Source organism: Microcoleus sp. bin48.metabat.b7b8b9.023, from assembly GCF_013299185.1.
GTDB lineage: Bacteria > Cyanobacteriota > Cyanobacteriia > Cyanobacteriales > Microcoleaceae > Microcoleus.
Genome location: NZ_JAAFKG010000001.1, coordinates 24,648 through 46,793 on the forward strand (window position 1 = coordinate 24,648; position 22,146 = coordinate 46,793).

At 46.8% G+C, this 22,146-nt stretch carries 24 protein-coding genes; 16 read left to right on the forward strand and 8 right to left on the reverse strand.

Going from position 1 to position 22,146, the window contains the following annotated elements; translation table 11 throughout:
* Nucleotides 1-3: 3 nt before the first annotated feature.
* The 3 genes from QZW82_RS00135 to QZW82_RS00145 form a co-directional block, all read right to left on the reverse strand.
* Nucleotides 4-261: a transporter suffix domain-containing protein gene (locus QZW82_RS00135; protein WP_293142581.1), complete on the reverse strand. Its 258-nt coding sequence runs from the start codon at nt 259-261 to the stop codon at nt 4-6.
* Between the two features lie 123 nt (nt 262-384).
* Nucleotides 385-1,839 carry a transposase gene (locus QZW82_RS00140; protein ID WP_293142584.1) on the reverse strand — a complete coding sequence of 485 codons (1,455 nt, stop codon included), beginning with the start codon at nt 1,837-1,839 and terminating at the stop codon, nt 385-387.
* Between the two features lie 198 nt (nt 1,840-2,037).
* Entirely contained in the window at nt 2,038-2,856 is an 819-nt protein-coding gene (locus tag QZW82_RS00145; protein WP_293142587.1) for a carbohydrate ABC transporter permease, read from the reverse strand.
* A gap of 179 nt (nt 2,857-3,035) precedes the next feature.
* On the opposite strand from QZW82_RS00145, the gene QZW82_RS00150 reads away from it, so the two are divergent.
* Together QZW82_RS00150 and QZW82_RS00155 are read left to right on the forward strand one after the other, a co-directional pair.
* Entirely contained in the window at nt 3,036-3,728 is a 693-nt protein-coding gene (locus QZW82_RS00150; RefSeq protein ID WP_293142590.1) for an aldehyde oxygenase (deformylating), read from the forward strand.
* Between the two features lie 271 nt (nt 3,729-3,999).
* Entirely contained in the window at nt 4,000-5,022 is a 1,023-nt protein-coding gene (locus QZW82_RS00155; protein ID WP_293142593.1) for a long-chain acyl-[acyl-carrier-protein] reductase, read from the forward strand.
* Nucleotides 5,023-5,228: 206 nt separating this feature from the next.
* Here the strand turns inward: QZW82_RS00155 and QZW82_RS00160 are convergent, their stop codons facing one another.
* Nucleotides 5,229-5,726, reverse strand: coding sequence for a tellurite resistance TerB family protein (locus tag QZW82_RS00160; RefSeq protein ID WP_293142596.1), 498 nt, complete (start codon nt 5,724-5,726; stop codon nt 5,229-5,231).
* 45 nt (nt 5,727-5,771) lie between these two features.
* Here QZW82_RS00160 and QZW82_RS00165 point away from each other — a divergent pair, with 45 nt between their 5' ends.
* From QZW82_RS00165 to folE, 4 genes are all read left to right on the forward strand, one after another.
* A complete protein-coding gene (locus QZW82_RS00165) occupies nt 5,772-5,933 on the forward strand; it encodes a hypothetical protein (protein ID WP_293142599.1) in 162 nt (53 codons plus the stop codon).
* A gap of 260 nt (nt 5,934-6,193) precedes the next feature.
* On the forward strand, nt 6,194-7,174 hold the full coding sequence (gene accA / locus QZW82_RS00170) for an acetyl-CoA carboxylase carboxyl transferase subunit alpha (protein WP_293142602.1): 981 nt from the start codon (nt 6,194-6,196) through the stop codon (nt 7,172-7,174).
* Between the two features lie 369 nt (nt 7,175-7,543).
* Nucleotides 7,544-8,269: an SDR family oxidoreductase gene (locus QZW82_RS00175; protein WP_293142605.1), complete on the forward strand. Its 726-nt coding sequence runs from the start codon at nt 7,544-7,546 to the stop codon at nt 8,267-8,269.
* Between the two features lie 157 nt (nt 8,270-8,426).
* A complete protein-coding gene (gene folE, locus QZW82_RS00180) occupies nt 8,427-9,161 on the forward strand; it encodes a GTP cyclohydrolase I FolE (RefSeq protein ID WP_293142608.1) in 735 nt (244 codons plus the stop codon).
* Nucleotides 9,162-9,333: 172 nt separating this feature from the next.
* On the opposite strand, the gene QZW82_RS00185 is transcribed toward folE, so the two are convergent.
* On the reverse strand, nt 9,334-9,471 hold the full coding sequence (locus tag QZW82_RS00185) for a hypothetical protein (RefSeq protein ID WP_293142611.1): 138 nt from the start codon (nt 9,469-9,471) through the stop codon (nt 9,334-9,336).
* A 151-nt stretch (nt 9,472-9,622) separates the two neighbouring features.
* Here QZW82_RS00185 and QZW82_RS00190 point away from each other — a divergent pair, with 151 nt between their 5' ends.
* From QZW82_RS00190 to rdgB, 3 genes are all read left to right on the forward strand, one after another.
* On the forward strand, nt 9,623-11,050 hold the full coding sequence (locus QZW82_RS00190; protein WP_293142614.1) for a phosphoglucomutase/phosphomannomutase family protein: 1,428 nt from the start codon (nt 9,623-9,625) through the stop codon (nt 11,048-11,050).
* Between the two features lie 89 nt (nt 11,051-11,139).
* Entirely contained in the window at nt 11,140-11,826 is a 687-nt protein-coding gene (locus tag QZW82_RS00195; protein ID WP_293142617.1) for a metallophosphoesterase family protein, read from the forward strand.
* A gap of 55 nt (nt 11,827-11,881) precedes the next feature.
* Nucleotides 11,882-12,472, forward strand: coding sequence for an RdgB/HAM1 family non-canonical purine NTP pyrophosphatase (gene rdgB / locus QZW82_RS00200; protein ID WP_293142620.1), 591 nt, complete (start codon nt 11,882-11,884; stop codon nt 12,470-12,472).
* A gap of 175 nt (nt 12,473-12,647) precedes the next feature.
* Here the strand turns inward: rdgB and QZW82_RS00205 are convergent, their stop codons facing one another.
* Nucleotides 12,648-12,986, reverse strand: a complete 339-nt coding sequence (locus tag QZW82_RS00205) for a P-II family nitrogen regulator (protein WP_006633346.1) — start codon at nt 12,984-12,986, stop codon at nt 12,648-12,650.
* Between the two features lie 351 nt (nt 12,987-13,337).
* Here QZW82_RS00205 and QZW82_RS00210 point away from each other — a divergent pair, with 351 nt between their 5' ends.
* Nucleotides 13,338-14,630: an MFS transporter gene (locus QZW82_RS00210; protein WP_293142623.1), complete on the forward strand. Its 1,293-nt coding sequence runs from the start codon at nt 13,338-13,340 to the stop codon at nt 14,628-14,630.
* 93 nt (nt 14,631-14,723) lie between these two features.
* On the opposite strand, the gene QZW82_RS00215 is transcribed toward QZW82_RS00210, so the two are convergent.
* Entirely contained in the window at nt 14,724-14,858 is a 135-nt protein-coding gene (locus tag QZW82_RS00215) for a hypothetical protein (RefSeq protein ID WP_293142626.1), read from the reverse strand.
* Nucleotides 14,859-14,978: 120 nt separating this feature from the next.
* On the opposite strand from QZW82_RS00215, the gene ilvB reads away from it, so the two are divergent.
* The 6 genes from ilvB to QZW82_RS00245 all read left to right on the forward strand — a co-directional run bounded on the left by ilvB (nt 14,979) and on the right by QZW82_RS00245 (nt 21,230).
* Nucleotides 14,979-16,814, forward strand: coding sequence for a biosynthetic-type acetolactate synthase large subunit (ilvB, locus tag QZW82_RS00220; protein WP_293142629.1), 1,836 nt, complete (start codon nt 14,979-14,981; stop codon nt 16,812-16,814).
* A 645-nt stretch (nt 16,815-17,459) separates the two neighbouring features.
* Nucleotides 17,460-18,767, forward strand: coding sequence for a serine/threonine-protein kinase (locus QZW82_RS00225; RefSeq protein ID WP_293142632.1), 1,308 nt, complete (start codon nt 17,460-17,462; stop codon nt 18,765-18,767).
* Nucleotides 18,768-18,891: 124 nt separating this feature from the next.
* Nucleotides 18,892-19,101 carry a type II toxin-antitoxin system HicB family antitoxin gene (locus QZW82_RS00230; RefSeq protein ID WP_293142635.1) on the forward strand — a complete coding sequence of 70 codons (210 nt, stop codon included), beginning with the start codon at nt 18,892-18,894 and terminating at the stop codon, nt 19,099-19,101.
* Between the two features lie 207 nt (nt 19,102-19,308).
* Entirely contained in the window at nt 19,309-20,583 is a 1,275-nt protein-coding gene (locus tag QZW82_RS00235; RefSeq protein ID WP_293142638.1) for an FGGY-family carbohydrate kinase, read from the forward strand.
* 105 nt (nt 20,584-20,688) lie between these two features.
* Nucleotides 20,689-21,033, forward strand: a complete 345-nt coding sequence (locus QZW82_RS00240) for a hypothetical protein (RefSeq protein ID WP_293142641.1) — start codon at nt 20,689-20,691, stop codon at nt 21,031-21,033.
* Nucleotides 21,030-21,230 (forward strand): hypothetical protein, encoded by a 201-nt coding sequence (locus QZW82_RS00245; RefSeq protein WP_293142644.1) that lies wholly within the window; start codon nt 21,030-21,032, stop codon nt 21,228-21,230. The genes QZW82_RS00240 and QZW82_RS00245 overlap by 4 nt, the downstream gene beginning before the upstream one ends.
* A gap of 134 nt (nt 21,231-21,364) precedes the next feature.
* Here the strand turns inward: QZW82_RS00245 and QZW82_RS00250 are convergent, their stop codons facing one another.
* Entirely contained in the window at nt 21,365-21,970 is a 606-nt protein-coding gene (locus tag QZW82_RS00250; protein ID WP_293142647.1) for a hypothetical protein, read from the reverse strand.
* Nucleotides 21,971-22,146: the final 176 nt, after the last annotated feature.

A 22,146-nucleotide genomic window follows, 5' to 3' on the forward strand; every position in this document is an offset into this window, starting at 1 on the left:
TGTTTATCTGCGGTTAAAATTTCTGATTTTGTTCCAAAGATAGCGCGGATTCAAATAACGCCGATATTTGGTAACTACTTCTTTCCCCAAAATTACCACGCTCAGCCAAAAACAAACTTCGGCTAGCACAGCTAAAACAACATCTATTTGTGTTTTTTCGGCGATGCTCAGCGGTAGGAATGGTACAACAAACAAGATTGCCAGCCAGGGCAAAAAAGATGCAATAAATAAAAACCAACCCAGCTTTTGCAGATTCTGCATAGATTTCATTTACTGGATAATTTTATATTGCACGGCGGTAGCCCTAACTGAAATTATAGAGAAAGTCTCGCCAAAGTCTCCAAGTATCTAGAAATTATCTGCATTAATCTATAGCAGATACATTTAACCCGGTAAATCTAGGAATCCACCCAAATCTACTGTGTATGGCATAATCTGGAAAGCTTGCAGCTTACCAGACATGGAGGTATCCCTCAAAGCTTTCAACAGAATATTGAAAGCGCCGTTTAAATCCCTGTCCAGAGTGTGTCCGCATTCGGGACATTTAAACGTTTTTAAGCCGCCCAACTTACTATGGATATGACCGCATTTTGAGCAAGTCTTACTGGTGTACTCTTCTGTCACGTCTACTACAACACAACCGTACTTGGATGCTTGATGCTTCAACGTTTGTTTAAAACGATAATGACTCAAAGTTACCATCGCTCTAGCTGTCTTCGTGGCAAGTTTTCGCTTACCCTTTTTTACCATTTGCTGCGTTTCAAATGTTGGCAAGAAAATTAACTTATACTTGCTAACTAGGTAATTAGCCGCCTTATTGTGCAATTCCGAAACTAAGTTCTTAATCTTAACACGAATCCTGGCTGCTACTTTTCTCGATCGATACCGCAGCCGCTTAAACTGACTACCTTTGCTTTTTCCGAGCCGAGACATTAACTTGTCTAAATGTCTGGCTAACCGATAAATGCGACCGATATCACTTTTGCCTAATTTCAGTATATTATGACCGTCAAATCCTGTCATAAATGTTCTGATTCCCGGGTCTAAGGCAATCGCTAATTCGGATTGAGTCGGAGGCGGTGCAACAGTGTCAACCGCATAGCAGATAAACCATTGATCGTTGATAATACTAAGGGTTGGTTCGTGTTGCATTACCTCCACTATTGCTTCAGACGCTTTAAAAGACAAGCCTTTGGTTTCGCGCGGATAGAATGTGTTTGATTTCCAGTTTGCTGTTTGAAACCTAATAGTTTGAGTAGGAGCTTTACAACTTCTAAATTTGGCTGTACCTTGGGATTTACAAGCTGCTTTGTGTGCTTCACAGGCTTGAAATACTGCTAGTTGACGCGGGTTGTATGGCTGTTGAGACACCCATTCAGGCGCTGAATCCATGATGCGTTTACGCAATTCATATTTACCGATTTTTTCATTTTTGAGAATGGCAATTGCTTGATTGTAACACCATCTGCTTGCGGCTATCCATGTCCGCCATTTCTGAGCTAGTTTTGTTTCCGGGTAGACTCGGATCTTTTTGGATAGTAGATTTGTCTTGACGCTGGGAGTAGAGTCCGCAATCGTCAGCCTGGATGATTCATAGGATATCTTCAACCATTTCTGGTTGGGGAGATAAGTCTGTTCGGCACAGAACCAGGAGTTAGCAATTTTGCTGTTGACAGATCCACTTGATAATATGGATCTGTCAACTCCTGGGCGCGAGTAGGTCAAAGCGATCGACGACCACAACTGTCTCGATATCTCCTGACATGACTTGTCCCAAAAAGGCAAGAATTTCTTGGCGCGTGAAGTTGAGTCCGTATCCAATGTATTGGAATTCATCATACACGGTGGTTTTTTGTTGATTACATAGTATCAATGTCTACCGCTATCTTCAAGGAATTTACAAGAAATCGTTTACTATACGAAAGCAGTTCTCAAAAAAAGTGAGGTATGCCCAATTCCCTATGCCCTATGCCCAGTCGTACCTAATATGGGATCTCGAAAGGCTATAGCATCTGCGGCTTGCCTTTTATTTCCAACTCAATTCTTAATTCCCGTCGCTGCAATTCCCCGAATAAACTGCCGCTGGCCCGCCAAAAACAGCAACACCACTGGGATAGTCCCAATTACCACCGCCGCCATCAACAACTGCCAACTGCTAGTAAACTGTTCCTGAAACTCGGCCAACACTAACTGCACAGTCCGCAACTCTGGCCGTGTCGTAAAAACTAGCGGCTTAAACAAATCATTCCACTCGCCGATAAAGGTAAACAAAAACAGCGTCACCAAAGCAGGGCGCGCCAAAGGCAGCATCACCTGCCACAACACCTGCCAGCGGTTAGCCCCATCCAGCATTGCCGCCTCCTCCAACTCCACCGGAATTGTCAGAAAATACTGGCGCAGCAGAAAAATTCCGAAACCGTTAACCGCCGTTGGCAAAATCAGCGCCCCGTAAGTATTCAGCAAATGGCCCCACTTCAAAACCATGAAAATTGGAATCACCAAAAGCTGAAACGGAATCACTAACGTCGCTAAAACCACCAAAACAAAGGCTTTTCGCCCCCAAAACTTCAGCCTCGCCAAAGCATAACCCGCTAAAGCAGAAGTCACTACCTGAAAACCAGTAACTGCGATCGCCACTAGAGTAGAATTAAGAAATGCCAACAAAAAATTACCCCGGCGCCAAGCCTCCTGATAGTTCCCAAAAGTCAGACCTGTGGCCTTGACATCCACACCCGATGGTGATAAAGAAACCCAAAAAACAGCAGCCAGCGGCAGCAGCACCAGCCCAGCCCCCACTAGCAACAAAATAAAACTCAGCAGTTCCAGTGCTTGAGACCTGTCCCACGATTTACGCATAAACTTGTGAATTAACCTAAAATAATAAGCTTGTGAGGCTCTCAAACCCGATCGCCTTCCAGATTCCCACACAACCGTAAATTTTTAGTCGAAAATAGGTAAAGTGTAGTGCACGCGACCCCAAAATTTAAAGGGGTTTCCAAACATCCTACAAGGTTATACGAGGAGACGACATATCTATGCCCCAGCTTGAGGCCAGCCCAACAATTGACTTTCAAACCGAAACTTACAAAGACGCTTACAGCCGCATCAACGCCATAGTGATTGAAGGCGAACAAGAAGCTCACGACAATTACCTGCAACTGGCAGAAATGTTGGCTGACAAAAAAAGTGAGTTAATTGGCTTGTCCAAGATGGAGAACCGCCACATGAAAGGCTTCCAAGCTTGCGGCCGGAATCTCAAAGTCACGCCGGATATGGTATTTGCCAAGGAGTTCTTTTCGGAATTGCACAGCAACTTCCAAACGGCATCCGCCCAAGGTAAGGTTGTAACTTGCTTGCTGATTCAATCACTAATTATCGAGTGTTTTGCGATCGCAGCCTACAACATCTACATTCCCGTCGCCGATGACTTTGCCCGCAAAATCACCGAAGGCGTCGTCAAAGAAGAATACAGCCACCTCAACTTTGGGGAAGTCTGGCTGCAAGCTCACTTTGAAGAATCCAAAGCTGAACTCGAAGCCGCCAACCGCCAAAACCTGCCCATCATCTGGAGGCTGCTAAACTCTGTCGCAGACGATGCTAGCGTTTTGGGAATGGAAAAAGACGCCTTAATCGAAGACTTCATGATTGCCTACGGCGAAGCCCTGGGTAACATAGGGTTTAACAACCGCGACATCATGCGGATGTCAGCACAAGGCCTCGCAGCCTAATCAATTTGGAAATAAGGAATGGGATAAAAATTAAAAATTAAAACCTTTTAATTTTCCCTTCTTCCTTCTGCATTACAAGGTCTTGTACCCCAATAAAGTTGGAAATAAAGAACGGGAACTAAATTAAAAAAAATTAATTTCCCTTCTGACAACTAACAACTGACAACAGACAACTAACAACTAACAACTGACAACTAACAACTGTCAACTGTCAACTGTCAACTGTCAACTGTCAACTGACATCTTTCTTCTTCCTTCATTTGACAACTTAATGTTTGGTCTAATCGGTCACTTAACCAGCTTAGAACACGCCCAATCAGTAGCTAACGAGCTGGGCTATCCAGAATATGCCGATCAAGGGCTCGATTTTTGGTGCAGCGCACCGCCCCAGATAGTCGATCATATCACTGTCACTAGCATTACCGGGCAAAAAATAGAAGGCCGCTATGTGGAGTCGTGTTTTCTACCAGAAATGCTAGCCACTCGCCGGATCAAAGCAGCCACTCGCAAAATCATTAACGCGATGGCACACGCTCAAAAAAACGGGATTAATATCACTGCTTTAGGCGGCTTTTCTTCGATCATTTTTGAAACCTTCAACTTGCAGCAAATTAAGCAAATCCGCAATCTAAAGTTGGAGTTTGAACGCTTCACCACTGGTAACACCCACACGGCTTACATCCTCTGCCGCCAAGTAGAAGAAGCAGCCCCCAAATTGGGGATTGAACTTTCAAAAGCTACTGTGGCGGTTTGTGGTGCTACTGGGGATATTGGCAGTGCTGTCTGCCGCTGGCTGAATGTTAAAACTAATGTAGCAGAATTGTTGCTCATTGCCCGCGACAAAGAACGATTGCAAGATTTGCAATCGGAATTGGGACGAGGCAAAATCATGGATTTGGAAGAAGCTCTCCCCCAAGCGGATATTGTAGTCTGGGTAGCCAGTATGCCAAAGGGAGTAGAAATTGACCCGAAGACATTGAAGCAACCCTGTTTGTTGATTGACGGTGGTTATCCGAAAAATCTGGCAACTCAGGTTCAGCATCCCGAAATTTACGTACTCAATGGCGGGATTGTCGAGCATTCCCTCGATATTGAGTGGAAGATTATGAAGATTGTGAATATGGATGTGCCGGGCCGGCAGTTATTTGCCTGTTTTGCGGAATCCATGCTGCTGGAATTTGAAAAGTTGTACACCAATTTTTCTTGGGGACGGAATCAAATTACTGTAGAAAAGATGGAGCAAATCGGCGCAATTTCCGTTAAGCACGGTTTCCGACCTTTGATGTCATTTTGATGTAATTTGTTGAGGTTATTGGTTATTGAGGAAAGTTTTTCTGACAATAACCAGTAACTTTTTTTTGAGAGTTGAGAGTTAAGATTGTGTTCGATCGCACAACTCGAAGAAAAGTTTTTGGCAGCCAGCACAAAGAGTGCCCCTCGGTCAAAAATATACAGCTAACGTTTATTTAACAGACACGATCTAGTAGTCTATCGCTCAACTTATTCAATAGATTGAGCTGGCATCAAATTGTCCCCGCAGTTTTTGATGGTCATGACTTCGATGATTTTTTTGCCCATTGCTTCGGAGATGTCGAGAGCTTGGGAAAGTTCAACTAAGAAATCTTTTTCCTCGGTTGTGAAAACTCCATCTACCAAAACCAAATCTGTGGCAATTGCAAAAGCTGTTTCTCGAAGCTGAGCATTCAATGCGTTTTTAGCTGCGGCAAATACTTCGGCCGGAGTGTACTGACTGCTCAATTTCAGAACTTTCTTAAATAGTTCTTGGAAGTGTTCGCCAGAATAAGAGCCGAACAAGCGAATGTGATTGGCGGCAAGGGTTTGTCTTTCGGCTTCGGATATTTCACCGTCGGCGGCAACAGCTAAGACTGAAATAGCTGTCAAAGCTTCCGACGGACTGAGTTCGATCGCACTTGTATCGCTTTTTGCGCTTTGGAACAATTCAGCAGGGTTAGGTCTTTTGTGGCTGTGGGCGGGCATAGGGGTAGCTTAAACAGTTGACAGTTGACAGTTGACAGTTGACAGTTGTCACGAAGGAAGAAGGAAGAAGGAAGAGGGAAGAAGGAAGAGTTGACTGTTGAGCCGGGACAGTTGACAATCAAAAATCTTCACTCCCCAATCCAAAATCGTTTGACAGTTGACAGGAAAGCAGTTGACAGCTACCTGGAAGCAAGAGGATTGGATTAATGAATAGTCTGATTTTAATTTCTACCTACAAGAGTTCTGGCTTTAAACCAATTCTTTCTGGTAAAACTCTCGGATCAAGCAAAAATAGTGTAGCAAAAAACGAGGCTCAAGCCTCAGGTTTTCAACTCTGGTTGCGAAGCAAAGCACAATTCAAAATTCAAAACTTCCGATAAACCCTCTTTTTCAGCAACACCTGACAGGGTAGGATCGGGAAACAGTCGATCGACTTTCACGTTAAAAACCCTATAGAAATTATCAGCGTGGCAAACCCAGACCGCAAACCACTACTCCTAGATTTTGAAAAGCCACTGGCCGAACTCGAAACCCGAATTCACCAGATTCGCGAACTTGCCGCAGAAAACAGCGTCGATGTCACCGACGAAATTCGCAAACTCGAAGCTCGTTCCGCCCAACTGCGACAAGAAATTTTCAGCAGCTTGTCCCCCATGCAGCGCCTGCAACTCGCCCGTCACCCGCGCCGCCCCAGCACCCTCGACTACATTCAGGCAATTAGCGACGAGTGGATCGAGCTCCACGGCGATCGGCGCGGGGGAGACGACCCCGCCCTCGTCGGCGGAATTGCCCGCATAGACGGGCGTCCTACAGTCATCATCGGCCATCAAAAAGGACGCGACACCAAAGACAATATCGCCCGCAACTTCGGGATGGCAGCTCCCGGCGGCTACCGCAAAGCCCTGCGGTTGATGGAACACGCCGATCGCTTCAGTATGCCAATTTTCACCTTTATCGACACTCCGGGGGCTTGGGCGGGCTTAGAAGCCGAACAGCTCGGACAGGGAGAGGCGATCGCCTGCAACCTCCGAGAAATGTTTCGCCTCGACGTTCCGATTATTTGCACTGTCATCGGCGAAGGCGGTTCCGGCGGCGCATTAGGTATCGGCGTCGGCGAGCGGCTGTTAATGTTAGAACATTCCGTGTATACCGTAGCCACCCCCGAAGCTTGTGCGGCCATCCTCTGGAAAGACTCCGGTAAAGCCAACTTAGCCGCCGAAGCCCTCAAAATTACTTCCTGGGATTTGAAAAACCTCGGCGTTCTCGATCAGATAGTACCCGAACCCGTTGGTGGCGCTCACTCCAATCCCCTGAAAGCTGCGGCTATGCTCAAAGGAGCTTTGTTGGAAAACTTAGCAGAACTGACACAGCTCACCGGCCAGCAGCGGCGCGATCTCCGGTATCAAAAATTCCGCGACATCGGTGTGTTCACTGAAAAGGTTGCTTGAGCCGATCGCTCCTTTGAGTTATTCGTTATGAATTACAAATTTCTTAACTTAACACTCATAACTAATAACTCAGACCTGACTGTTCTGCGAATCTGTCAGCAGTGTTATAATTTCTCAGGTGAGATCGGCTTAACAGTTCTTAATGTTTCTCTCATAATTAATTGTTATCACCCGCAGCAGACAGTTGTCTGATTTGCCGAAACAGACTGCAACACTTGACAGGTAGTTGCCGATCGAAAATATGCGAAAAGTAGTCCCAGATGCCTTGGCAATGGGATAAAAGGTTTAGTAGTTCGCGGGCGTCAAGGTAGCACTTGCCAACTAATTTCCGTGTTTTTCCGTAAAATTAGGAACGATCAGGACACGCTCATGAACGATCGAACAACAAAGCAGGCTCTGATTACCGGAGCCAGCAGCGGTATTGGCAAAGCGACGGCTCTAGCGTTCGCTGCCGTTGGCATAAATCTGGCCTTAGTTAGCCGAGAGTCAGAAAACCTAGAAGCCGTTGCCGCCGCAGCCCGAGAATTCGGAGTGAAAGCAGAAGCTTATCCCTTAGACTTGGCAAAAATTGAGCAAGTGCAAAGCAGCATCAGCGCGATCGCAGCTCAATTCGGCCCCGTAGATATCCTGGTCAACAGCGCTGGCATGGGCTACACCGGCTCGTTGACCGAAACGCCCCTAGCCGACTGGCAGAACGTTCTAGACCTCAATCTTACTAGCGTTTGGCAGTGTATTTTAGGAATTTTGCCGGGAATGCGCGATCGGCGATCGGGAATCATCATCAACGTTTCCTCGATCGCAGGCACCCAAACCTTCCCCAACTGGGGAGCCTACTGCGTCAGCAAATTCGGTCTCATGGCTTTGTCCAAGACATTAGCCGCCGAAGAACGGGCTGGCGGAATTCGCGTCACAGCAATCTGTCCGGGTTCTGTCAACACTCCCATGTGGGACACAGAGAGCGTGCAAGCCGACTTCGATCGCAGCGCGATGTTAACTCCAGAAATCGTCGCCCAATCAATCCTGCACGCAGTTCAGTTACCGGCAAGTGCAGTCATTGAAGAAATGACGCTCATGTCCAACGCCGGAATTTTGTGAACTTGAGATTGTAGAAAGCTGGATTTTTATCGAATTCAACAATCTTTGAATCTCTCGTTCTATCCCTCAATCGAAAATCGAAAATCGAAAATCGATAGGTATATGCCGAATCGAAAATCGAAAATCGAAAATAGATTCATCCTCACACCAACTTTTTATGACAATTGCATCGAATAACGGTACGAACGGCTCAAACTCAATCTCAACTGACACCATGAAACAGCCCGCAACCGCCGATAACAACTTGCCCCGCATCGCCACTCGACCCGATCGCAATTCCTCCCACGGTCAAGAATCCAACGTTCCCGTAGCCTCAGAAATAGGTCAGGAAGAAATGATGGAAGCCGTTCGGACAATGCTGCTGGGAATAGGAGAAGATCCCGAACGCGAAGGATTGCTCAAAACCCCGAAGCGGGTAGCAGAAGCAATGCGGTTTCTCACCAGCGGTTACAGTCAATCCCTCGAAGAACTCCTCAACGGCGCTATCTTTGACGAAGGTCACAACGAAATGGTACTGGTGCGAGATATCAGCGCCTTCAGTATGTGCGAACACCATATGCTGCCATTTATGGGTCGAGTTCACGTAGCTTACATTCCCAACCAAAAAGTAGTGGGACTGAGCAAACTAGCGAGAATTGTCGAAATGTACAGCCGGCGATTGCAGGTACAAGAACGTTTGACGCGCCAAATTGCCGAAGCAGTTCAGACAATATTGGAACCACAGGGAGTGGCTGTAGTAATGGAAGCTAGCCATATGTGCATGACGATGCGGGGCGTGCAAAAACCCGGTGCTTGGACAGTGACGAGTGCGATGTTGGGCGTGTTTCAGGAGGAACAAAAAACTCGCGAAGAATTCCTGAATTTGATCCGCCACCAACCGGCATTCTTTTAGTCAGTTGACAGTTGACAGTTGACAGTTGACAGTTGACAGTTGACAGTTGTCGGTTGACAGTTGTCAGTTGTCAGTTGTCGGTTGACAGTTGTCATATCAAATCCGTTAGTGTCGTCCTGTATTCATCTCTCTCTTCTCTTCCTCTGCGTTCTCTGCGTTCTCTGCGGTTAAATCATTCCGGTACAGCCGGAATTGATATCAGTTGTCGGTTGTCGGTTAACAGTTGACAGTTGTGATTGGGCTGATGACTGCTGACTAATGATGACTTTTCACCAGCCCCAAAACGGGTACCGTACCACGTACAGTCCATAAATGGAGCTCCCAAAATTTTAGAGTGTTGTTCAAGCTGCCAGATTCAAGGCTGCAAGTAAATCTAAAATCTAAAATCTAAAATCTAAAATCGACTGACGATCGCCAAATAAGCTCATAAAATAGACGAGTGACTTATGGCTTGTGACTAAATGAATCCTATTAAATTCGGTACAGATGGCTGGCGCGGCATCATTGCTGACGATTTTACATTCGATCGCGTAGCGTTGGTAGCTCCCCTAGCAGCACAAGTTCTCGCACAAACCGGTGGTAATAATGCCAGTAGCGGCACCGTAATTGTCGGTTACGACCGCCGATTTCTGGCTGAAGATTTTGCCAAAAACGCGGCTGTGGCAGTCCAAAACGCCGGATTTGACGTGTTCCTCAGCGAATCCTACGCCCCAACTCCGGCTTTTAGTTTAGCTGCCAAACAATTAAATGCTTTAGGTGCGATCGTCCTGACAGCCAGCCACAATCCCGGTGCATATTTAGGATTAAAAGTCAAGGGCGGATTTGGCGGTTCAGTTTCGCCCGAAGTTACGCAACAGATAGAAGCAAAACTCGAAAATCCGGCGGCACTTTCAGCAACTCCCGGAAAATTGGAAAATTTCAATCCTTGGCCGGCTTACTGCAAAACCTTGCGGGAAATGGTGGATATTGAAGCGATTAAGGGGGCGATCGCATCCGGGAAAATTACAGTATTTGTAGATGTAATGCACGGCGCGGCGGCGGGCGGATTAGCACAAATTTTAGAAGAAACTGTGCAAGAAGTCAACAGCGATCGCGATCCGCTGTTTGGAGGCGGTGCACCGGAACCTTTGCCGCGGTACCTGTCGCAATTGTTCCGCGTCATGCGGACTCACCAGCGAAAAGCATCTGGTTTGTCGATCGGATTTGTATTTGACGGAGATAGCGATCGGATTGCAGCCGTTGACTCTAGCGGAAACTTCCTCAGTTCGCAAATCCTAGTTCCTATATTAATCGAACACTTAGCCAAACGGCGCGGCTTCACCGGGGAAGTCATCAAAACAGTCAGCGGTTCCGACATCATGCCCAAAATTGCCGAACTTTACGGCTTACCATTGTTTGAAACGCCGATCGGTTACAAGTATATAGCCGATCGAATGTTAACCACCCAAGTCCTAGTCGGCGGCGAAGAATCCGGCGGAATCGGCTACGGTACGCACATTCCCGAAAGAGACGCTTTGCTATCGGCGCTGTATTTGTTAGAAGCCGTTGTCAAATCCGGGGAAGATTTGAGCGACATCTATCGCCGACTGCAAACAGAGACTAATTTTACTTCAGCTTACGATCGCATTGACTTGCATCTAGCAAGCATGGCAGAAAGAGCGCGTTTGCTGTCGCTGCTGCAAAATCAACCATTAACAGAAATCGCCGGCAAAGCAGTAGTAGATTGCAACAAAGTTGACGGATATAAATTCCGTTTAGCTGACGGAAGTTGGCTGTTAATTCGGTTTAGCGGTACTGAACCGGTGTTGCGGTTGTATTCGGAAGCTGCGACTTTGAAAGAGGTGATGCAAAACTTGAATTGGGCAAAGGATTGGGCGCAGAAAGGTTAAACAGTTGATGGTTGACAGTTGACAATTGACAACGAAAATCCAATCTAGGTTTTTGCTGTTAATTGTCCGCTGTTAAAATTTAATCGTCGATGAGTGATATCTTTACTATGATTATAAACAAAAACTTCAATGTTATCGGTGCGATCGGCGATATTCACACTGAGGAACAATTGCTAGAGAAAACCGTAGATTTTCTCAGATCCCAAAATGTTGACAATATCCTTTCTGTCGGAGATATTGTTGATGGTTTAGGTGACGCTAATCAATGCTGTGATATCTTGAGTCGCGAAGCAATTTTAACAGTTTCAGGGAATCACGATCGCTGGTTATTAAAAAATGAAATGCGAGATCTAAAAAATGCTACACAGCCAGATTCTCTTTCGGTTACTTCGCATTCATTTTTAAGTTCTCTCCCTGCAACTAGGGAATTTCCAACACCTCATGGTTTAGCACTTTTATGTCACGGGCTTGGGGAAAATGATATGGTTCGCCTAAAGCCTGATGATTATGGGTATGCGATTGAAGCAAACACAGATCTCCAAAACTTAATTCGAGATGGAAAATACAGATATGTCATCAATGGTCATACAAATCATAAGATGGTTCGACATTTTGGCAACTTAACTATTATAAACGCGGGTACGTTAAAGCCCGGGCATGAGCAGGGTTTTTTGGTCATTAATTTTGTCGGACAATTTGTACAATTCTACAAGTTTTTGGAAGATCGTGCGATCGCAGAAGCAGAAAAAGTTAGTTTGACCGCGCTAATATGCTAAAATCAGCTTTTCCAATATCTTGGTTAGTATCAATGCGTAAGTTTTAAGCGAAATTATGAATAATCGCAAATTGCTAATTGTGGCTACCAGCAATCCCGGCAAAGTTAAGGAAATGCAGGTTTATCTTCAGGATTTGGGATGGGAGTTGCAACTGAAGCCGGCAGAGTTGGAAATAGAGGAAACTGGCGAGACTTTTATTGCTAATGCTTGTTTGAAAGCTTCTGAAATCGCTAAAGCGATCGGTGAATGGTCGATCGCCGATGATTCTGGTTTAATGGTAGATGCACTCGACGGTCAACCTGGGATTTACTCGGCGCGCTACGGAAAAACCGATGCTGACAGGATATCTCGGCTTCTCAAAGAATTGGGAACCGAACCAAACCGGGGAGCGCAGTTTGTGTGTGCGATCGCGATCGCCCGTCCCGACGGTACAATTGCCCTGCAAGTAGAAGGAATTTGTCGCGGCGAAATCCTGCACTCTCCTCGCGGTACGGGAGGTTTCGGATATGACCCGATTTTCTACGTGCCTCAACAGCAACAGACTTTTGCGGAAATGACACCGGAAATTAAGCGATCGCACTCACACCGTGGCCGAGCATTCCAGGCTCTATTACCACAAATGGAGTCATTAGTCATTAGTTCGTAGTGCGGACTTCAGTCCGCTCTAAGACTGCGGACTCAAGTCATAACAAAAACAGTTCGTAGTGCGGACGCCAGGACGCTCTGAAACTACGGACGCCAGGACGCACTACGAACCTTACTTATTTATTGTGGTCAATTGACAGACGATCAATGCCCTGTTTGGCCAATGCCCCAGTATATTAGATTGCTTCCAGGTTCTTTTCTCCTGTCCGAATGCGGATAATTTGTTCTACAGGAGAGATGAAAATCTTGCCGTCGCCAATCTCGCCCGTGCGGGAAGCAGCGATAATTTTATCAACCACCATGTCAACCTGATCGTTTTCGACAACAATCTCGACCTTGAGCTTTTGCAAGAACTCAACGGTGTACTCAGAGCCACGATAGCGTTCTGTCATGCCCTTTTGACGGCCAAAACCTCTAACTTCAGAAACAGTCATCCCCACAATCCCAGCATTGACGAGTGCGATTTTCACTTCGTCAAGTTTAAACGGGCGAATAATAGCTTCAACCTTTTTCAAGTTTCTCACTCCTAACATTACTACTTTCGTTATATTACTTAATCGGCGTGACATCTTTTAAGATCGCTGCCAATAGCAAGTATTTTGTCAAATATACTACCTTATGTTGTACTCGCGATCGAACGCACGCCAACCTTTAACAATGTTCTCGGATTTTCCGGGGTGCGGGAGCTCGGGGATAGACCGATCGCGCTAGAGTGAAAAAGACCCAAGCCCTCCGTCGCCGATCTGCTAAAACAGAAAAAGAACGCAGGAGACAGGATTTTTCCCCGGTTTCCGCTTTGCACAAGTCAGATTTGCACGTATTGCTGAAAACTATAATTGCCAGAAGCGGTCAGTTAAACTATTCCTATGCACCCAGCTAGCCCTCCCCCTGACCGCAGCGGGCTTGATGCCCTACTGAGAAATCGCCCCTTCCTCACCTTGTGGACTGGCCAGTTGTTGGCCCAAGTGGCGGATAAAATCTTTTACGTATTGCTGATTATTCTGCTTAAAACAGGCGACTACCGACCCTGGCCCGTTTCTTGGCAACATTCGGAAAATTCGATGCTGTCAGCGGTGATGATCGCCTACACGCTGCCGGCGATCGTCTTTGGTTCGGCGGCCGGTATCGTGGTAGACCGCTTTTCCAAAAAGCAAATGCTGATCGGCTGCAACGCGATCCGAGCGGTGTTGATTGGATCTTTGCCGTTTTTGCCCAAAACTTTTGTGGTGTTGTTGGTACTCACGTTTTTAGTGTCTACCGTAACGCAATTTTTTGCTCCCGCAGAGGCGGCGGCAATCCCGTTGGCTGTGGGGCGAGAGGGACTGATGTCGGCAAATGCTCTGTTCGCCTCGTCCACAATGGGCGGGATAATTGTCGGAATGACGATCGGCGAACCGATATTTAGTTGGCTCAAACACAGTTACGGGCCAGCTTCTCAAGAGTTTTTCCTGGGCGGGTTGTACCTGATCTCAGCAGGTTTGCTCTACTTGATGCACATTAAAGAAAATCGCGGCGGTAGCAGTGGCAAAAATGTTCATCCTTGGCAAGACTTTAAAGAAGGTTTGCGGTATTTGAAGCACAATCGCCTGATTAGCAACGCGATGGTGCAGTTGACGATTTTGTATTCGGTGTTTGCGGCGCTGCAAGTTCTGGCGATCGCACTTTCGGGCAAAATAGGTCTCAAAGAAACTCAATTTGGATTTTTGCTGGCTGCAGCGGGCATCGGAATGGTCTTCGGTGCGGCGTTTTTGGGCCACTGGGGCGATCGAATGCACAACAAACCTTTGCCATTAATTGGTTTCGTAATGATGGGTTTTGTGTTGGGAATGTTTGCCTTTGTCAGACAGCTTTGGCTGGGATTCGGATTGAGTGCTCTGTTCGGTTTTGGCGCTTCCTTAATTAACGGCCCGATGCAAGCTTTGATTCAAGAAAAAACTCCCGAATCTATGCGGGGAAAAGTCTTTGGCTTGGAGAACAATGCGATTAACATTGCCCTCAGTTTGCCTTTAGCACTGACTGGCCCGCTGACGGATGCTGTCAGCAAAGCCGTCGGGTCGGATGACCTCGGCTTGCGGATCGTGCTGCTGAGTTTGGGCTTTTTAGTTCCAGTGATGGGCCTGGCAGCTTGGTACCATACCCGCAAAGTATTAAAGACTTAAGAGTATCTCTAGATCCGACGTAGGGTTGAAACTGCGTCTACACAAACAATGTCCGCCGGACGCCAACGGTCGAAAATAAGGTAACTTTAACCGTCAGTTTTTTAACCAGCGGAGGCGGGTTTTGTCTGTGTCGCAGCGGTTTCCAACCGCCCGCTGTTCTGCTTCGGCAATTTTCCTGTTTCTTTCCTTCCTCTGCTGTTTCACAATTTCGCGATCGGACGATCGCACATCGCTCGCGAAACTTTTTGTAAAATATTAGCAGTTAAATTATCAGAGTTTGATTATTGAGATTAAAGTAGTATCCAAGCTTTCATTAAAAATCATAATTACTTTAAGGACGAAAATTCTGTGCAACTAAAAACTAAAGTAGCCGTCAAACGTGCAACTGGTGGATTTGCTTTGATCGACAGCTTGATCCGCCACGGCGTCAAGCATATTTTTGGTTATCCCGGTGGCGCAATTTTGCCGCTTTACGACGAGCTCTACCGCGCTGAAGAAAGCGGCGGGATCAAACACATTCTGGTGCGGCACGAACAAGGCGCAGCCCACGCGGCTGACGGCTACGCCCGCGCTACCGGACAAGTTGGGGTTTGTTTCGCGACTTCCGGGCCGGGTGCAACTAATTTGGTGACGGGGATTGCGACGGCCCACATGGATTCTATCCCGATGGTGGTTGTTACCGGTCAAGTTCCGCGTCCGGCGATCGGCACTGATGCGTTTCAGGAAACTGATATTTACGGCATTACTTTGCCAATTGTCAAGCATTCCTATGTAGTGCGCGATCCGAGAGATATGGCGCGAATTGTCGCTGAAGCTTTCCACATCGCGAGTACGGGACGCCCGGGCCCGGTGTTGATTGATGTGCCCAAGGATGTCGGTTTAGAAGAGTTTGACTATCTGCCCGTGACACCCGGATCTGTGAGAATTCCTGGCTACCGCCCGACAGTCAAGGGAAATCCCCGGCAAATCAGTCAAGCGATTCATTTGCTGACGGAAGCGAAGCGTCCTTTGCTGTATGTGGGCGGCGGGGCGATCGCAGCCGGGGCCCACGAGGAAATTAAGGAACTCGCCGAGATGTTCCAACTGCCGGTGACAACAACGCTGATGGGCAAAGGTGCCTTTGATGAAAACCATCCTCTGTCTGTGAAAATGCTGGGGATGCACGGCACTGCTTACGCTAATTTTGCCGTTACGGAGTGCGATTTGTTGATTGCTGTCGGAGCTCGGTTTGACGATCGGGTAACGGGAAAACTAGACGAGTTTGCCGCGCGCGCTAAGGTGATTCACATCGATATCGATCCGGCGGAAGTCGGCAAAAATCGCGGCCCAGACGTGCCGATTGTCGGAGATGTCCGGCAAGTTTTGATGGATATGCTGCGTCGCTGTCGGGAAACTGGTGTTTCGGGAACTGCCGGACAAACTGGGGAATGGCTGCACAGGATCGATCGCTGGAAACAGGATTATCCGTTAGTTGTGCCTCATTACCCAGAGATTTTGTCTCCGCAAGAGGTGATTTGGGAGTTGGCGACTCAAGCGCCGAATGCTTACTACACAACGGATGTCGGTCAACATCAAATGTGGTCGGCTCAATTCTTAAACAACGGGCCGCGCCGCTGGATTTCGAGCGCTGGTTTGGGAACAATGGGTTTTGGGTTGCCGGCGGCGATGGGCGCGAAAATGGCGCTACCCAACGAGCAAGTGATTTGTATTGCTGGCGATGCTAGCATCCAAATGAATATTCAAGAGTTGGGAACTCTAGCACAATATGGCATTAATGTCAAGATTGCGATCGTAAATAATGGCTGGCAGGGCATGGTGCGGCAGTGGCAGCAGGCGTTCTACGGCGAGCGTTATTCGTCGTCGAACATGACTGTAGGAATGCCGGATTTTGTGATGCTAGCCGAAGCTTACGGCGTGAAGGGGATGCTGGTTTCGCGGCCGGATGAGTTGCAAAGTGCGATCGGTCAAATGCTCGCTCACGACGGCCCCGTGTTGATGAACGTGAAGGTAACGAGGGACGAAAACTGCTATCCGATGGTAGTTCCAGGTAAGAGCAACGCTCAAATGGTTGGTTTACCGGAACGCAGCAAGTTGGAATCTGCGGAGTTGATTTATTGTCCGAGTTGCGGCGCGAAGAATGTTTCGACTAATAAGTTTTGTCCTGAGTGCGGGACGAAAGTTTAAGTGAGTTTTGAGTGGGGACTTAGGCATTGCTTATTAGTCTCAACTTAAGGTCAAACTCAGTCACAGATTGCGATCGATCGCCGAGATCCGATCCCCCCTAACCCCCCTTAAGAAGGGGGGGACAAGAGTCCGATCAAAGTCCCCCTTTTTAAGGGGGATTTAGGGGGATCTGGCCTGGGATAAAAGCGAGAGATACAAAGGTTTCAGACTTAAGTTGACACGGCTTTGGGCAATGCCGTTCTTTCTGGTTAAGCGGTTTTTCGTGTTTACCCACGCTGACATCATAAACCGGGTTTCTTCAAGGGGGGGGTACAAGAATCCGCTCAAAGTCCCCCTTCTTAAGAGGAGTTAGGGGGGATCTGGCCTCGGATAAAAGCGAGAGATACAAAGATTTTCAGACTTAAATTGACATGGCTTTGGGCAATGCCGTTGTTTCTGATTAATTGGTTTTTCGTGTTTACCCATGCTGATATCAGAAACCGGGTTTTTTCCTAGATTTTTTGCCCCTGTTCAAAAAACTCATATAAACCCGGTTTCTCGGCTCATATTTACCGACTATCACATCAAAAAATAGGCTTCTTTATAGATTTTTCCTGACTATTTACGAGAATATCAACCAATAAGAAATAATAGCAAAAACCTACTATGCTGTGGACACCAGGACAAACCCTAAAAACTCGCCCATATCGCATCGACACTATCCTCGGACAAGGAGGATTTGGCGTAACTTACAAAGCAACACACTTGCAACTCCACCATCAAGTTGTGATTAAAACGCCCAATCCTGGCTTGCAAAATCACTCCGAATACCCCAAGTTTGTGCAGCGGTTTATCCACGAAGGGCAAACTTTAGCGCAACTCTGCCAAAATTCCCACCCTGCCATTGTCCGCGTCAGCGATTTGTTTGAGGAAAAGGGGATTTATTGTTTAGTAATGGATTTAGTAGTTGGGGAAAGTTTATGGCATACAGTAAAGCAGCAAGGGCGACTCCGGGATACAGAAGCCGTGGCAATTATCAGCCAAATTGGAGAAGCTTTAATTGATGTTCACCAAGCCGGAATTGTTCATCGCGATGCCCATCCTGGTAATATTATGTTGCGTCCCAACGGACAAGCTGTGTTAATTGATTTTGGGATTGCCAGCGAATTAATGCCAGAAGTATTTAGCAATACACATCCTTACAATCCGGCTTTTGCTCCTTGGGAACAACATCTTGAAGGAAGTGGTAAATCAACGGTTGATATTTATGCTTTGGCTGCTTCTTTATATTATGCGGTGACAGGAGAAACTCCAACGCCTTCTCTCAAGCGACAGTTTCAAAATATCGGGTTGAAACCTGCAAAAGATTTTGGCGTAAAAGATTGGGTGAGTCTAGCAATAGACAAGGGGATGATATCAGATCCTCAAAAGCGGCCGCAGTCCATGAAAGATTGGTTGAGTTATTTGCGAGAACCGATTCCACCAACATTTCCCAATGTATCGGTACAGCTTAAATCGGCGCGGGATGTTGACTATACTCATCTGCGCGATTTATTGGCAGTGGAGAAGTGGGAAGAGGCGGATCGGGAAACAATAAAGGTGATGTTTAAAGCTGCTAGACGGGAGAAGGAAGGTTGGTTAAATCAGGAATCAATTGATAATTTGCCTTGCGATGATTTACGCACGATCGACCAGTTGTGGGTAACATACAGTCAGGGTCATTTTGGCTTGAGCCTCCAGAAAAAAATCTGGTTAGAAGTTGGTGGTAAAGTTGATTGGGAGACTGAATGCAAGCTGGGCGATCGCCTGGGTTGGCGAACAGGAGGCGAGTGGTTGGACTACAAGAACCTAACCTTTAATAAGCAAACACCATCAGGACACCTCCCGTTTGTTCGCGAACTAATTTGGATGTGTTCGTGTTGGTCTGGTTCTTCTTGTTTGGCATCGAGACTTGTAAGTTGTAATATAGAGTGATTTCAGCTTTTTGTCAAGTCTTTTTTATCAACTTTCTTCACTTATTTATCGGCTTTTGGTCATTTGATTACCTGCTAGTTGGATAAGTAATAAATGCAAATCTGAAGGTTAAGAATATAAACTAATGCGTTATGCCATTGTCATTGAAAAAACACCCAATAACTATTCAGCTTACGCGCCAGATTTACCCGGATGTGCAGCCACAGGCGCAACCCTTGCCGAAATACAGCAGCAAATTAAAGAAGCGATAGAATTTCACTTAGAAGGATTGCGGGAGGAAGGTTTACCAATTCCCGAACCAACTACGCTATGCGAATATGTAGAAACACGATAATCTGGTGAAACCCGGTTTCTTGCTATATTTCTCGTCACTCAACGCAAAACTCGTAGAAACCGGGTTTCTCGCCCCCATGCTTAACCCGTGAACTTACGCACTAAGGCCAAAGAAACCGGGTTTTTTATATAATCTGTGGGTGACAACGAAAAATTTTCGTAAAAAAACCCGGTTTCTGAGATATGGGAAAATTCGCGGGAGTGATAAATGAATCTTTATTTGGGAATAGATTTCGGTACCACGGGCGCTCGATCGACAATCATCGACTCCCAGGGTATGATACATTGTGAGACAGCATATACTTTTGCCGACGCACAACCGCCGGAATTGCCCTCGGTGTGGCAAAACGCGCTGTGGGAGACGATCGAGCAAATCCCCCCAACCATCCGCAGTCAGGTAAGGGCGATCGCCCTTGACGGCACATCTTCCACTGTCATGCTGTGCGATACCGATGGTATACCCGTATGTGAGCCGATTTTATACAATGATGGGCGCGGTGCAGCGGTGACAGAGACGTTACGGGCGATCGCACCAGCCAACCACACAGTCTTAAGCGCTACATCGAGTCTGGCAAAACTGCTGTGGTGGCAGCATTTGGGCGGGCACGCACCATCCACCGCCCCTACGGTTTTCCTGCATCAAGCCGATTGGCTGGCGTTTTTGCTGCACGGAAAATTAGGAATTAGCGACTATCACAATGCGTTAAAACTCGGTTTCGATGTTGATACTTTGTGCTATCCCGATTGGCTGATCGAGGGAATTTCGGGCGCTGCAATGCCTGTTTTGCCGCAAGTTGTCGCGCCGGGTACGCCTGTGGGGGAAGTTAGAGCTCAAGTGGGCGATCGCTTCGGATTCCCACGCCATTGTACAGTTTGTGCTGGCACAACTGATAGCATTGCAGCATTTTTAGCAAGCGGTGTCAATTCACCGGGGGAAGCAGTAACTTCTCTCGGTTCAACTTTAGCTGTGAAACTGTTAAGTCATACCCGCGTAGATGATTCTAGATACGGAATTTACAGTCACAAATTAGGCGATTTGTGGTTGGTTGGAGGCGCTTCTAATACCGGAGGTGCGGTGCTGCGACACTTTTTTACTGATGCTGAATTGGACGGTTTGAGCAAAAAGATTGATGCTGAAAAAGAGAGTTTGCTGGATTATTACCCATTATTGCAAAAGGGCGATCGATTCCCGATTAATGATCCGAATTTGCTGCCCAGACTCGAACCGCGTCCAACCGATCCAGTGGAATTTCTGCACGGTTTGTTAGAAAGTATCGCGCGGATTGAAGCGCGGGGATATCAATTATTGCAAGAATTCGGTGCAACTGGTTTGACTAAGGTTTATACGGCTGGCGGCGGTGCAAAAAATCTGGTTTGGAGTGCGATTAGAAAGCGTTATTTAAAAGTGCCTGTTGAAACGCCGATTCATACTGCGGCTGCCTATGGAAGTGCGTTATTGGCGAAGCAGGGAACGCAAATTTAAAGGTGGTAAATTAGGAGTGCGATCGCACTCGATCAAAACTAAAATGAGAAGAAGCAAACATTCTGATATATTGTGGTAAGTTGTTATCCCTAAAAATTAAGGACAATGGCAAAGCTACCTGATGACATCCTCAATACAATTTTCAGTTTACAGCGGCGGCTAGTGGAAATCCTCAACGAGACAACCGCCACAGAATACATTTTAATGCAGCAGTTTGGCGAGACAGAAGCGACACTCCCCGAACTTGAATCCCTGGATAATGTTAAGGAAAGGTTGAGAAACCCTTACAATCGTTTGTACAGGCTTTTGCAGCAGGTGGCAGAATCTCAACCCGCTGCGACTGCGGATACGTTAAACTTTCTGTATAGAACGATAGAACAAACAGAGGCGGCTGTCGATGCCTCAGAAGCAACTATCCGAGAAATCAAAATGGATTGGAATTTGTCATGAATCAACAACCTAGAATCCCCGACGCTGAAACCAGAAAGCGACACGTTGAAAAGATGCGTGAAGTCTGCCAACAGTTGGACGCTTTGACTCTAAACCTGGATGAATTAATCGCTATATTTGAAGCTGACAACCGCCGCCAGCGTCGAGAACGTTTGGCGGGTAAATACAGGCCTGTGGAATCTCAAGTAATCGAATAAAATATAAGATGTTGGATCATTCTTAATAAGTCTTTTAGGAACAGGCAAGATGCCTGTTCCACAAAGAGTGAATTTTTTTGTGGAACAGGCATCTTGCCTGTTAATAAAGAAGGGCGCACAGATTTGATATGATGCTAATTTTGGCGTACTATCCACACTAAAAATCCCAATATTCGATCGACGGGAGGTAGGGGATAGTCGGTAAGATCGATCGTCACTATTTGCCCTTCTAGCTTCAGAAATCGCCAAGCTGTGCCGCTGGAAACGCTACCGTAGATGGCTGAGATCGATCGCCCTTTCGCTTCATTAAACTTCTGGGCCGCCACCATTTCAGCAATACATTGACCCAAACCTACTTTCAAATCTCCTTTTTTAGCTTCTACCATCACAATTGCTGGGGCTTCAATGTCTAATTGTTCGGGGGAACGGCTGATCAGAAAATCGCAAATTCCTGTAAGTCCAACAGCCGCATCGACATTAAATTCTTCACCCGAAAACACGCTGATTTGTTGGTTGAGAATCCTGCGAACTTCCAGCAAGACAGGGTTGATAATGGCTTCAGAACGGGCTTTTTCGGTGCTGGTGGCGATCGCCCAAGGCAAATTTGTCTCCAGCATGGTCTGCAAGGCTGTTGTAGGTGCGATCGGCTCAATTTCCGGCAAAAATCTGATTCCTTCAACTACTGTAAGATTGAAGGCTTCTTTAACTTTACCAAGCGTTGTAAATTGACTGTAAGGCATAAGAGTTTATGTTATGATTTCTGCTTTCTACTTGGAAAATCCGGCGGTTGAAACCGCGTCTACACAAACGATGTCCGCCGGACGCCGACTGAAGAAAACAATGTAATTTTTACCGCCATTTTTACCGCCCATTCTTCAACCCGCGCACCATCCGGGTTTTGCCTGTATAGACGCGG